Annotated in this window: 8 protein-coding genes; 5 read left to right on the top strand and 3 right to left on the bottom strand. The window is 63.4% G+C overall.

What is annotated here, in order from left to right; genetic code table 11:
* The first annotated feature begins 50 nt into the window (after positions 1-50).
* The 3 genes from AOG28_RS16425 to AOG28_RS16415 all read left to right on the top strand — a co-directional run bounded on the left by AOG28_RS16425 (position 51) and on the right by AOG28_RS16415 (position 3,230).
* On the top strand, positions 51-1,232 hold the full coding sequence (locus AOG28_RS16425) for an ABC transporter substrate-binding protein (protein ID WP_054557241.1): 1,182 nt from the start codon (positions 51-53) through the stop codon (positions 1,230-1,232).
* A 107-nt stretch (positions 1,233-1,339) separates the two neighbouring features.
* Positions 1,340-2,227 carry a branched-chain amino acid ABC transporter permease gene (locus AOG28_RS16420; protein WP_043334657.1) on the top strand — a complete coding sequence of 296 codons (888 nt, stop codon included), beginning with the start codon at positions 1,340-1,342 and terminating at the stop codon, positions 2,225-2,227.
* A 1-nt stretch (position 2,228) separates the two neighbouring features.
* Positions 2,229-3,230, top strand: a complete 1,002-nt coding sequence (locus AOG28_RS16415) for a branched-chain amino acid ABC transporter permease (protein ID WP_082388929.1) — start codon at positions 2,229-2,231, stop codon at positions 3,228-3,230.
* Between the two features lie 498 nt (positions 3,231-3,728).
* Here the strand turns inward: AOG28_RS16415 and nirD are convergent, their stop codons facing one another.
* From nirD to AOG28_RS16400, 3 genes are read right to left on the bottom strand one after another with little or no spacing between them, the layout of a single operon-like run.
* Positions 3,729-4,172 carry a nitrite reductase small subunit NirD gene (gene nirD / locus AOG28_RS16410; RefSeq protein WP_054557223.1) on the bottom strand — a complete coding sequence of 148 codons (444 nt, stop codon included), beginning with the start codon at positions 4,170-4,172 and terminating at the stop codon, positions 3,729-3,731.
* The gene (gene nirB, locus AOG28_RS16405; protein WP_082388928.1) at positions 4,169-6,826 is read right to left on the bottom strand and encodes a nitrite reductase large subunit NirB; all 2,658 of its coding nucleotides are present in this window, start codon (positions 6,824-6,826) and stop codon (positions 4,169-4,171) included. The genes nirD and nirB overlap by 4 nt, the downstream gene beginning before the upstream one ends.
* Positions 6,823-8,265, bottom strand: a complete 1,443-nt coding sequence (locus AOG28_RS16400; protein ID WP_054557222.1) for an NAD(P)/FAD-dependent oxidoreductase — start codon at positions 8,263-8,265, stop codon at positions 6,823-6,825. Before AOG28_RS16400 ends, nirB begins: the two co-directional genes overlap by 4 nt.
* Before the next feature lie 841 nt (positions 8,266-9,106).
* Here AOG28_RS16400 and AOG28_RS16395 point away from each other — a divergent pair.
* A complete protein-coding gene (locus AOG28_RS16395) occupies positions 9,107-11,971 on the top strand; it encodes a nitrate reductase (protein WP_054557221.1) in 2,865 nt (954 codons plus the stop codon).
* Entirely contained in the window at positions 11,940-12,926 is a 987-nt protein-coding gene (gene cobA / locus AOG28_RS16390; protein WP_235507068.1) for a uroporphyrinogen-III C-methyltransferase, read from the top strand. Before AOG28_RS16395 ends, cobA begins: the two co-directional genes overlap by 32 nt.
* The last annotated feature ends 582 nt before the right edge of the window (positions 12,927-13,508 follow it).

The following is a 13,508-nucleotide window of genomic DNA, read 5'->3' as shown; positions in this document are numbered from 1 at the left end:
GCCGCATCACGGCGGCCACACGCCGGCGCCTGTTGCCGCTGTCCGCGCTCATGATGGGGTCACTGCTGTCGGCGGGAATCGCGCAGGCCGATATCAGCGATGGCGTGATCAAGATCGGCTATCTGGCCGACATGTCGGGCACCTATCGTGACCTGGCAGGCCCAGGCGGCCTCGATGCGCTCAAGATGGCCGTCGAGGACTTCGGCGGCAGCGTCAACGGCATGCCGATCGAGGTATTGAGTGCCGACGACCGCAACAGCGCCGATGTCGGTGCCAATACGGTGCGCGGCTGGATCGATCAGCAGAATGTCGACATGGTCGCCGGGCTGGTGGCCTCATCGGTGAGCATCGCGGTGACGCGGATTCTCGCCGAACAGGACACGCTGGGTATCGTTTCCGGCTCGGCGGCTTCCAGCATCACCAATGAGCATTGCACGCCCAATCATGTCCACTGGGTGTATGACACCTATCCGCTGGCGCACGGCACGGCCAAGGCGATCGTCGATGAAGGCGGCGACAGCTGGTTCCTTCTGACCGCGGATTACGCCTTCGGTCATGCCCTGGAAGGCGATGTGGAAAAGGTGGTGAGCGAGAATGGCGGCACCATCGTCGGCAAGGTGCGCCATCCGTTCCCGACCAGTGATTTCTCCTCCTACATCCTGCAGGCGCAGGGCTCCGGGGCCAAGATCGTCGGGCTGGCCAATGCCGGGTCGGACACCGTCAATGCGCTGACTACGGCGAGCCAGTTCGGCGTGGTGCAGGCCGGGCAGTCGCTGGCGGGGCTGCTGATCTTCCTCAACGACGTGCATGCCCTGGGGCTTGAGGTGGCGCAGGGGCTGCAGCTCACCACCGGCTGGTACTGGGATCTCAATGACGAGACACGCGCCTGGTCCCAGCGCTATCACGAACGCAATGAGCGCATGCCGACCATGGTGCAGGCTGGCATCTACTCCAGCACCCTGCATTATCTGAATGCGGTCGCGGCCACCGGCAGCGATGACACCGCCGCCGTGCGCGCCAGAATGGGCGAGACGCCGGTCAACGACATGTTCGCCAACAACGGCACCATCCGTGCCGATGGGCGCATGGTGCACGACATGTATCTGGTCAAGGTCAAGGCGCCCTCCGAGTCCCAAGGCGAGTGGGATGTCTATGACGTGATCCGCACCATTCCCGGCGCTGAAGCCTACCGACCGCTGGCGGACAGCCAGTGCGAGCTGGTCAAGGGCTGAAGCCGAACGTCAGTCGAGTCGCTGAGGCGTATGGCATGGCGCTGCCTGTCGGGTGATCGGCAGCGCCGAGCGGCTGACGCGAATGGGCGCTGAAAAGGAATGTGCGGATGACCATGATTTTTGGAATACCCCTGATGGTGCTGTTCGGTCAGCTGATGCTGGGGCTGATCAACGGTGCCTTCTATGCATTGTTGAGCCTTGGACTGGCGGTGATCTTCGGTCTGTTGCGCATCATCAACTTCGCGCATGGTGCCCAGTACATGCTGGGCGCCTTCGCGGCGCTGCTGGGAGCGCAATATCTGGGGCTCAACTACTGGACGGCGTTGATCGTGGTGCCGCTGGTGGTGGGTGCCCTGGGCATCGTGGTCGAGCGCCTGCTGCTGCGGCGCATCCAGCATCTTGATCACCTCTATGGCCTGTTGCTGACCTTCGGGCTGGCGCTGATCTTCGAGGGCACGCTGGTGAATCTGTTCGGTGTCTCGGGGTCGAGCTATCCGATCCCCGAGGCGCTGAGTGGCGGCTTCAAGCTAAGCTTCATGTTCCTGCCCACCTACCGCGCCTGGGTGCTGGTGGCGGCGTTGGTGGTCTGCTTCGGAGTCTGGTTCCTGATCGAGCGCACGCGCCTCGGTGCCTATCTGCGCGCGGGAACCGAGAACCCGGAGCTGGTGCAGGCCTTCGGCATCAATGTGCCCTTGATGGTGTCATTGACCTACGGGCTCGGCGTGGCGCTTGCCGCCTTCGCCGGCGTGCTGGCCGCGCCCCTGTATCCCGTCTCGCCGACCATGGGCTCGAGCCTGCTGATCGTGGTGTTCGCGGTGGTGGTCATCGGCGGGATGGGCTCGATTCTCGGCGCCATCCTCACCGGTCTCGCGATGGGGCTGATCGAGGGGCTGACCAAGGTGTTCTATCCCGAGGCTGCCAATACCGTGATCTTCGTGGTGATGGTGATGGTGTTGATGCTTCGCCCTGCCGGGCTGTTCGGAAAGGAGGCCTGACATGGCTGTACTGCAACAGGATCACCAGGCCGCGCGTGCAGGCAGCGCGCCGCGCAGAATCACCCCGCTGGGCGTGCTGTATCTCGTGCTCTTCCTGCTCGGATTGCTGGCACCCTGGGTCGCCTATCCCGTCTTTCTGATGAAGATTCTGTGCTTTGCGCTGTTCGCCAGCGCCTTCAATCTGCTGCTCGGCTTCGTGGGGCTGCTGTCCTTCGGGCATGCCGCCTTCCTGGCCACGGGCGCCTATATCACCGGCTTCTTGCTCGCGGAATACCCGGGCCTGAGTCCGGCGCTGGGCATCGTGGCCGGCACGCTCGGCGCGGTAGTGCTGGGGACGCTTTTCGGGGCGCTGGCCATCCGGCGACAGGGCATCTACTTCGCGATGATCACGCTGGCCCTGGCTCAGATGATGTTCTTCTTCTTCATCCAGGCGCCTTTCACCCATGGAGAAGATGGCCTGCATGGCGTGCCGCGCGGTGAGCTGTTCGGCGTGTTCGACCTGGCGAACAACCACACCCTTTATTACTTCGTGTTCGCGATCTTCGTGGCGGCCTTTGCCCTGATCCGGCGCGTGGTGCATTCCCCCTTCGGTCAGGTGCTGAAGGCCATCCGCGAGAATGAACCGCGTGCCATCTCGTTGGGCTATCACACCGATGCCTACAAGCTGGTGGCCTTCGTGCTGTCGGCGGGGCTGGCGGGCCTGGCGGGAGCGACCAAGACGCTGGTGTTCCAGCTCGCCTCGCTGGGTGATGCCAGCTGGCACATGTCGGGGGAGGTGATCCTGATGACATTGCTGGGCGGCGTCGGCACGCTGCTCGGGCCACTGGTGGGATCCGGGCTGGTCATCGGGCTGCAGCATCAGTTGGCGCAGTCCGCGCTGGGGGATTGGGTCAGCGTGATTCTGGGCGCCATCTTCGTGGTCTGCGTGCTCAGCTTCCGCAGCGGCATCATCGGGGAATGCCAGCGCTGGATCGCGCGTCGTCAGCAGCGGGAAGAAAAATGAGTGGCGAGAAGCGAGAGGGGGGGGGGAAGCAAGACAGTGTGAGTGGCCCATCGTGCTCTGAAGCAAAGACATCAATGACTTGTCGCTGTCTGCAGGCATAAAAAAAGTCCACCCCAAATAGGGTGGACTTAAATGCCATTGTATATCGAGGGGGATACGCCGGTCCCGGATCCTCGACTCAGCAATGAGCACGCCATGCGAGATAGCCGCCATTTGCCATCTCGCTGTATAGATTGCATGCCCGATGCCAGCTTTTCAGTATCATCAATAAAAACAATGGCTTGAGATGTTGATGCCTGTTTGTGGGCTGCCAGGTGCCGGTCAGATGACTCGAGGCGTGCGCGCTGCTGGGCGATTCATGGTGCGTTGCAGCATGGTTGTGCACCAAATATGTGCCGTTTTTCGAGCATATGCGTACGTCATCAATAACTTATGTGGCTTGCGGGTGTGGCTTGCGGGTGTGGATAGCGGGTGTGGCTAGCAGACATCGTCTGCCCGCTAGCACTGTATCTGTACCTCGCCGCCTGCCAGACGCACAGGCCACACCGTCAATGCGAGTGTGTCGTCGTCCAGGCATTGGCCATCACTGAGTCGATAGCGCTGCTTGTAGAGTGGCGAGATCACCAGTGGCTCTCCGGCGTGATCACCCAGCAGGCCACGGGCAATCACGTTGGCGCCTGACACCGGGTCATGATGGTCGATGGCGAACAGCGTGAGGTCATTGCTGTCGACTGTGGCCGGCAGCGTGAACAGGGCGATCTGGCTGGCCTGGCCGTCCGCCTCAAGCCAGGCGGCCACGCCGGAGCCCGGCACCAGGTCCTCGCGCTGGCAGAGTGTTACCCAGCGCAGCGGCGTCTGTGCCGTGGCAGAGGTGTCCTGTGTTGCAGAGGACGGGCTGGAGAGCGGATCGGTAGATGTCGTGGCGAGTGCAGGCGATGTCATGAGCGTACCTCCGTGGCCAGGTGGGGCGTTGACAGAGGTTGATGTTCTGCCACTGCTTCGTGGGCGCCACCGTCGCTGGTGATCAGATTGCCACTGGTTAGTTCATCGCGGCTGGCGGGGCGAATCTGGTCACGTTCGACGATATTGACCACGTCAGGGTCCGGGCGCTGGTCATTCACATAGCTGCGGAAGCGCTTGAGCTTCTCGGGGCTCTTGAGCGCATTGGCCCATTCGCATTCATAGCGGTCCACCACCTGCTGCATCTGCTCTTCGAGGGTCTCGCCGAGCCCCAGGCTGTCCTCGAGAATCACCTCTTTCAGATAGTCGAGGCCGCCTTCGAGGCCCTCGCGCCAGACGGAGGTGCGCTGCAGGCGGTCGGCGGTGCGGATGTAGAACATCAGGAAGCGGTCGATGGTGCGAATCAGGCTCTCGTCATCCAGGTCGGTCGCGAACAGCTCGGCATGACGCGGGCGCATGCCGCCGTTGCCGCAGACGTAGAGGTTCCAGCCGTTCTCGGTGGCGATCACGCCGACATCCTTGCTCTGGGCCTCGGCGCATTCACGGGTACAGCCAGAAACGGCGAACTTGAGCTTGTGCGGTGAACGCAGGCCCTTATAGCGGTCTTCCAGCGTCAGCGCCATCGCCATGCTGTCCTGCACGCCATAGCGACACCAGGTGCTGCCGATGCAGGATTTCACCGTGCGGGTGGACTTGCCGTAGGCGTGACCGGTCTCGAAGCCGGCGGCGATCAGCTCGCTCCAGATATCCGGCAGTTCATGCAGCTGGGCACCGAAGAGGTCGATGCGCTGACCGCCGGTGATCTTGGTATAGAGGTTGTAGCGCTTGCCGATCTCGCCGATGGCGATCAGCTTGTCCGGCGTGATCTCGCCGCCGGGGATGCGTGGCACAACGGAATAGGTGCCGTTCTTCTGCATGTTGGCCATGAAGGTGTCATTGGTGTCCTGCAGCGGAATGTGCGAGGACTCGGTGATCGGCGCGTTCCAGCACGAGGCCAGAATCGAGCCCACCGCCGGCTTGCAGATCTCGCAGCCCAGGGCATCCGGATGGCGGCCGTGGCTGGCCATCAGCTCGGCGAAGGTCTCGATGCCTTCGACGCGCACCAGCGAGTAGAGCTCCTGACGCGTGTGCGCGAAGTGCTCGCACAGTGAGCGATCGACCTCGACGCCACGACTTTCCAGCTCGGCATCCACTACCTTCTTGAGCAGCGCCGCACAGCCTCCGCAACCGGTGCTGGCCTTGGTGCAGGCCTTGATGGCGCCCAGGTCACTGTTGCCGGCATCGATGGCGCTGCAGACATCGCCCTTGGAGACGTTGTGGCAGGAGCACAGCGTGGCGCTGTCGGGCAGGGCATCCGCGCCCAGCGTGATGGCTTCGCCACTGGCATCCGGCAGGATGAGTGCCGCTGGGTCCTTGGGTGCCGTGATGCCATTGGTGACGTACTGCAGCAGGGTGTCGTAGCGCGAGTTGTCACCGATCAGCACCGCGCCCAGCACCTGCTTGCGGTCCTGCGAGACGATCAGGCGGCGATAGACACCGTCGGCCTCGTCACAGTAGCGATAGCTGATCGCGCCCTCGGTCTTGCCGTGGGCGTCACCGATGGAGCCGACATCCACGCCCAGCAGCTTGAGCTTGGTGGACATGTCGGCGCCCTGGAAGCGGAAGCTCTCCTGAGAGGCGCTTGCCACATCGTCAGCGCTGGCGGCCAGCAGGGACGCCACGCCGCGGGCCATCTGATAGCCCGGCGCGACCAGCCCGAAGATGCGCGATTGCCACAGGGCGCACTCGCCGATGGCGAAGATTTCCGGGTCCGAGGTGCGGCATTCGTCATCGATGATGATGCCGCCGCGCTCGCCGATCTCGAGGCTGGCGCTGCGTGCCAGGGTGTCCTGAGGACGGATGCCGGCGGAGAACACGATCAGGTCGGTCTCCAGATACTCGCCATCGGAGAAGTTCATTCGCCACTGATGGTGCTCGCCGGGCACGATGTCGGTGGTGGCGCGATTGAGGTGCACCCCCACGCCCAGCGCAGTGATGTGTTGCTTGAGCGCAAGGCCGCCATCCTCATCCAGCTGCACCGGCATCAGGCGTGGCGCGAATTCGGCGACATGCGCTTCCAGGCCGAGTGACTTGAGGGCATTGGCGGCTTCCAGCCCCAGCAGGCCACCGCCGACCACCACGCCATGTGTCTTGCCATCGGCGGCAGCGCGAATCTGATCAAGATCCTCCAAGGTGCGGTAGACCAGACGATTGCTGGCGGCGGCCTCGCTTCCCGGCTCACCAAGGCCCTGGATGGGCGGCACGAAGGGGGTCGAGCCGGTCGCCAGCACCAGGCTGTCGTAGGGGTAGCGCCCGCGCGTGGTGATGACATGGCCGCCATCGCGATCGATGGCGGTGACACACTCGTCGAGGTGCAGGGTGACGCCCGCCTTGCGGTAGTCATCGGCGGTGCCGAGCGCGAGAGATTCGGCATCACGACCGGTGAAATACTCCGAGAGATGCACGCGGTCGTAGGCGATGTGGCGTTCTTCGCCGAAGACATGAATCTGGTAGTGCGCGGTGGCACCCAGTGCGATCAGCTGCTCGACGCAGTGATGGCCAACCATGCCATTGCCGATGATGATCAGGTGTTTCATGCGGCCTCCTCGAAGGTGTCAGGGGTGTTGTCGGTCTTGTCGGTCTTGTTTGTGGTGTCGCGATCACGATGCTGGTCTGTCATGTCTTGAGTGCCCGGCTTGCCACTGGGGTCATCGGGCGCCGTCGGCGGGCCGTCCTGGGTCAGTCCTGCCAGGGCTTCTGCCGGCATCAGCAGGAGGTCTTCGCGAATCCGGGCCAGTGGCGTGCCGGCCTTGAGCGCTTCGAACAGGGCGTTGCCGGCACTGACGTCGCCGTAGAGCACCACGCCGACCAGGCGCTCCTCGCGCAGCAGCAGTCGGCGGTAGTCGCCCAGGGCGTGGTCCTGATAGATCAGCACCTCGTCATTCGGCTGGGGGGCAAGCTCGCCGCAGCTGTAAAGGTCGATGCCGCTGACCTTCAGACGCGTCGCCAGTGGCGCATTGCGATAGGGCGGAGTCGGTTGCGCGAGAAGCTGGCGGGCGAGCACTTCGATCTGCGCCCAGATGGGCTCGATCAGGCCGAAGGTCTCGCCAGCCACCTCACAGCATTCGCCCAGCGCGTGAATGTGCGGATCGCTCGTGAGCAGGTGGCCATCGACCTGGATGGCGCGCTGACAGGCCAGCCCCGCAGCACGCGCAAGCTCGATTTCGGGGCGGATGCCGGTGGCGGCGATGGTCAGTCCGGCGCGCAGTTCGCGGCCATCCGTGAGGCGTACGCCGGTGATACGGCCCGCCGGGGACTCGAGCCACTCTTCGAGGTGCGCGCCAGTGATGATGTCGAGGCCACGCTCGCGAAGTTCCTGCTCCAGCAGCCCGGCCGCGACCTCATCCAGCTGACGGTTCATCAGGCGCTCGCTGCGCTGCAGCAGCGTCACCTCAAGGCCACCCTTGCGCAGGCCCTCGGCGGCCTCGAGCCCGAGCAGACCGCCACCGATGACCAGTGCGCCGGCGCCCGCCTGCCGTCCGGCAAGGCAGGCGGCCTGCATCTGCTCGACATCCTTCAGATCGCGAAAGCCCATCAGTCCCGGCGGCCAGTCATTGGCGGACGACGCCTTTGGCAGGTGAGCGGGAAGAGGCAGGGGCAGCGCCGGGCGTGAGCCGGTCGCGATCACCAGCCGCTGATAGGGGATGCGGCCGCCGCTGGCGGTCTCGACACAGCGGGCGGCGCGATCGATCTGGCTGACGGGGTCGCCGCTGATTCGTGTGATGCCGTGCCGCGAGAACCAGTCGGCCTGCTGGCTGATCAGGCCTTCGGTTCGTGTCTCGCCTGCCAATAGCGGCGAGAGCTGAATGCGGTTGTAGGGGAGGTGGGGCTCCTCGCCGATCACCGTGACCGGCCAGGGCAGCTGCTGATCAGGGCTCAGCGAGACCAGCTGTTCCAACAGCTTCTGCGCCGCCATGCCGTGGCCGATGATGACCAGTGCTGGCGTAGGCTCGCGGGTGGTAGATGACGGATGCATTCTGCCTCCTTGCGCTGACGTTCTGGACGCATAAAAAAAGCGCCTGCTTGCCGCCGTGATGATCACGACGTCAAGCAGGCGCCTTTGCCTGGAAGATGAGGGCTAAGCATTGGATAGCGAGTTGCAGTGTCAGGTGACGATGTCGCTGTCACCCGCAACTGCGGCAGGTCTGGCGGACCGTTGGCTGCTGCATGTCACTCATCGGAGTGATGTACTGCGAGACCTGCGATTCGGGGTCGTCATTGACCCAACCTGCCGATACTCAGGCGAATTCGGTGCCGCTTCAGAGAAAGTCGCTATTTTTCATTAACTTGCAGTTGCAGAGGCTTGAGGCGAGGTCCTGGCATGGTCGAGCCGGTCGCGGTTGTGGGAGACATCAAGGCAGGGATTGGTGCAGTCGCATGCGCTGATGCACATGGCTGGTGCGTCAGCGATGACTGGCGCTGGCCGTCTCGCGCTGTTCGGCTCCTGCTTCGGTAGTTTATGACGGACAAGTGATTGTTATTTATGGTGATTGGTCAGGGTTGGCCTGTTAAGTGCGTCTGTCAGGTCATGGGTGTGATACCTGATTGAGGGTTCGCGACTCCGCAAGCTTCACTGTTGCGAGACTCGCGAACCGGCCAACGGCGGCTCTTCAATCATGCACGCCATGTCGACGTCTCGAAGACGAGATTGCGCACCCATCGACATGACGAGACCGTATCCACCGTCAGTTTTCCTTGTCAGTCTGCAGGGCAGACCAGGACTGACAACGACAGGCAAAGGCGCCTGATGACCGCACATTACGTGGCGGGTCATCAGGCGCCTTTTTTCATGCTTACTGCACCAGGGAGTGATGTCGATGCAGGCCAGCAAGCCCCAGAGCACAAGTGAGTCTTCCCCCTGTAGCGCCTCGACGACCTGCCCGTATTGCGGTGTCGGGTGTGGCGTATCACTTGAGCTGGAAACCCGGGTGCAGGAAGGCGGAGAGCTCAAGCGCAGGATCACCGCCGTCAGCGGCGACAACGACCATCCGGCCAATTACGGGCGTCTGTGCGTCAAGGGGTCTGCGCTTGCCGAGACACTGTCATCCAGCGGCCGTCTGACGCGGCCTCAGATACGCGATGCCGCAGGCGTGCTGCGAGAGGTGAGCTGGGATACGGCGCTGGACTTGATCGCCGCTCGCTTCGGTGAGCTGCGCAGCACCCATGGTGGGGACAGCATCGCCGCCTATCTGTCGGGGCAGCTGTTGACCGAGGACTATTACCTCGCCAACAAGCTGTTCAAGGGCTTCATCGGCACACCGCACCTGGATACCAATTCGCGGCTGTGCATGGCCTCGGCGGTCGTGGCGCACAAGCGTGCCTTCGGGGCAGACGCCGTGCCTTGCAGCTACGAGGATCTCGAGCGTGCCGAGCTGGTGGTGCTGGTCGGCAGCAATCTGGCCTGGAATCACCCGGTGCTGTTCCAGCGCCTCAAGCAGGCGCGTATCGACAATCCCTTGCTGCGTATCGTGGTGATCGACCCGCGCCTGACCGACAGCTGCGAGATCGCGGACTTGTACCTGGGCATTCGCCCCGGCAGCGACGCGCGCCTCTTCAATGGCTTGCTGGCCTATATGGCCGAGCGCGGACGCACCGATCGCCTCTACCTGGAGGCCCACACCCAGGGTTTCGATGCGGCGCTCAAGCAGGCGAAGCGTGACGACTGCTCGCTTTCCGCGATCGCGCGGGATTGCGATATCGATGTGGAGCGTCTCGAGACCTTCTATTACTGGTTCGCCACCCAGCTGCACGTGGTCACGCTGTTCTCCCAGGGCGTGAATCAATCGACCAGTGGCACCGCCAAGGGCAATGCGATCATCAATTGCCATCTGGCGGGCGGCAAGATCGGGCTGCCGGGCGCGGGGCCGTTCTCCATCACCGGGCAGCCCAATGCGATGGGCGGCCGCGAAGTCGGTGGGCTGGCGAACCAGCTGGCGGCACATATGGATTACGACACGCCGGGTGCGCGGGCGCTGGTCAGCGAGTTCTGGAAGGCACCGAACCTGCCCGAGGGGCCTGGTCACAAGGCGGTCGAGCTGTTCGCGGCGCTGGGGCGTGGCGAGATCAAGGCGCTGTGGATCATGGCGACCAACCCGGCGGTGAGCCTGCCGGATAGCGCACGAGTGCGTGCGGCGCTGGCGGCCTGCCCGCTGGTGATCGTCTCCGAGTGCATGGCCGACAGCGACACCCTGGCGTACGCCGATGTGGTGCTGCCGGCCAGCAGCTGGAGCGAGAAGGATGGCACCGTCACCAACTCCGAGCGCCGCATCTCGCGTCAGCGTGGCCTGCTCGCTCCGCCGGGCGAGGCGCGTCATGACTGGTGGCAGCTGGCGGAGGTCGGCAAGCGCATGGGCTATCTGGAAGCTTTCGACTACTCGGGGCCCCACGCGATCTTTCGTGAGCACGCCCGCCTCTCGGGGTTTCGCAATTCTGCGCCGCGTCTCAAGGCTGGTCGCAAGCCATCGGCGACTTCCTCGGTCAAGCGGCTGTTCAACATCGCGCCGTTGGCGGAGCTGAATCGCGCGGGTTACGACGCGCTCAAGCCGATCCAGTGGCCGGTGCGCCGTGGAGACAAGGGCGAGCTGATAGGCACGCCGCGCCTGTTCGAGGATGCCACCTTCAACACCCCCAATGGGCGCGCCCGCCTGGTGCCCGTGGTACCGCAATTGCCGCAACAGGCGCTGAGCGATGCGGCGCCGCTGCGCCTCAATACCGGGCGTATCCGTGATCAGTGGCACACCATGACGCGCACCGCGCGCAGTGCTCGCCTGATGAATCATCGTGCCGAGCCTTTCGTGGAGCTTCATCCGCAGGATGCGGCAGCTCGTGATTTGCAGGATGGCGGTCTCGCGCAGCTCAAGGGGCGTGATGAGCAGGGCGGGCTGCGTGGAGATTATCGGGCTCGCATCCGCATCAGCAGTGGTCAGCGTCGCGGGGAGGTGTTCATTCCGATGCACTGGAGCGACCACTTCGCGAGTCATGCCCGAGCCGGTGCGCTGCTGGCGGGGCTCGTCGATCCCTTCTCCGGACAGCCGGAATCCAAGCATGGCGCGGTTGAGGTCGCGCCATTGCCGTGCGAGTGGCAGGCCACCTTGTTGATCGCCCCCTCCATCCTGGCCGGGCGTAAGGATCTGGCGGATGCCGTGGCCCAGCTCGATGGACGCTACTGGGCGCGTATTCCGCAATCGGCATTGGTGCGCTATCAGCTGGCAGGTCAGGGTCAGCCGGATTGGCAGCATTGGTGCGAAAGCCATCTGGGTGTCTCGGCGGGGCTCTGGGCGCAGGACGCCGCCCAGGGCGGCATCAGCGCAGCGGGCTTTCGTGATGGACGCCTTGTCTGGTGGCTGAAGGTGATGCCGGGTGACGCACACCTCGATCGCCAACCCAATATCGCCTGGCTGGGCGAGTGCTTCGCATCAGAGCAGCTCTCCGCGCATGAGCGGCGCAGCCTGCTGGCCGGCCGTCTCTCCGGGCAGGCGGATGTCGGGGCGATGGTCTGCGCCTGCCATCAGGTCGGCGAACTGACCATTCGTCAGGCCATCCAGTCCGGTGACGGTACCGTGGAAGCCTTGGGCGCTCGACTGGCCTGCGGCACTCGCTGCGGTTCCTGCCTGCCTGAACTCAAACGTCTTGTGGAAGAGGAGCGATCCGATGAGCGGACTGATTCGTTGGAAATGGCGTGACCTGATGTCGGTATCCAGCAGTGCAGAGTCTCTCGGGATTCTCATGGCACGGCTGACCGACGGCCTGATGTCGCGGCGCGAGTGGCGTGACGAGAATCGGCAGGCGCCAGCGCGCAGCGATGCCAACGGGATTTCTCCCGCCTGGGAAGCGTTTCTTCCAGGCCAGGTCGCGCTGGTGGGCGCGGGGCCGGGGGATCCGGACCTGATGACGCTCAAGGCTTGGCGAATGCTGAATGCTGCGGATGCGGTGGTCTATGACCGCCTGGTCGGCGATGAGATTCTCGCTCAGCTACCGGTTCACTGTGAGCGCTATTACGTCGGCAAGGCCTGCGGCAATCATAGTGTGCCGCAGGATGAGATCGGCGCGCTGATGGTGCGCCTGGCAGGGGAGGGCATGCGGGTCGTGCGCCTCAAGGGCGGTGACCCCGGTGTCTTCGGCCGCATGGGGGAAGAGATCGCGGCCCTCGATGATGCCGCTATCACGCGTCATATCGTGCCTGGCATCACCGCGGCTTCCGGTGCGGCCGCTGCCCTGGGAATGCCATTGACGGACAGGGCGCATGCACAGCGTCTGCGTTTCGTGACCGCTCAGCTCTGCAGCAAGAGCGAGCAGCCTGAATGGCAGCAGCTGGCGCGTCGCGATGAAACACTTCTCTTCTATATGGGGCTCAATCGTCTCGAGGTGATCTGTGATGAGTTGCAGCGTCATGGGCTGCCGGCGGACTGGCCGATGATGCTGGTCGCCAATGCCAGCCTTCCCGAGCAGCAGGCTCTTCACGGTTCGCTCGGCAATATGGTGAGTCGTCTGGCCGAGCATCCATTGCCGACACCCTGCCTGATCATCGTGGGCAGTGTCTGTCAGATGGCGGCGGGGCGAGAGAGTGCGCTGGCCGATGCCGTCGCGCATGCAGCGGCTCACGTGTCTTGCAGGGAAGCTTTTGAAGAAGCTTGTTGAGGGGGATGGAAAATGCGCTTGATGGGGCGGCGCTGGAAGCGCCGGTAGAAAGCTGACTATATAGAGGGCTCTCCATGTGGTGCCCTTCGAGTTGTCACTCTGATGGCATTAGAGAAACGCATGGGCCCGCTTTGCACTCTTTTGGGCATTGCTGCCAAAAAGCCCTTGCCCTCACGCCGGTTCGTGCGTAAAGTACGCATCCGCTGCCGGGGACGCATGGCGTTACCAGCGGTGAAAGAGGTTTGCAGGTGATTGTTTTGCTTGATGTTTTTGAAGCCCGCTTCGACATCATCGATTGACAATCCCGGGCGATTCGCTAGAATACGCCGCACTACTTACGGAACAGGTGATCGGGCAGCGCTCCTCACCACTTGATGATGCTTAGAGGCAGTCGACTGACTCATCATCAAGTGCTTGACTTCTCAAGCGTTCCAGGTAAAATATGCCTCCTCGCTTAACAGCGACGCTCTTTAAAAATTTGATCAGGTAATTCGTGTGAGCGCTTGCCGATGAGTGGTGACAAGGTCACCAAATATCGGAGCAAGCCTCTCACGAGAAGTTTGACTCTGAACCAAGTTTGGT

This window comes from Cobetia sp. UCD-24C (genome assembly GCF_001306765.1).
Taxonomy (GTDB): domain Bacteria; phylum Pseudomonadota; class Gammaproteobacteria; order Pseudomonadales; family Halomonadaceae; genus Cobetia; species Cobetia amphilecti.
The sequence above is the reverse complement of the archived record's forward strand: the minus strand, read 5'-3'. Positions and strand labels throughout refer to the sequence as shown.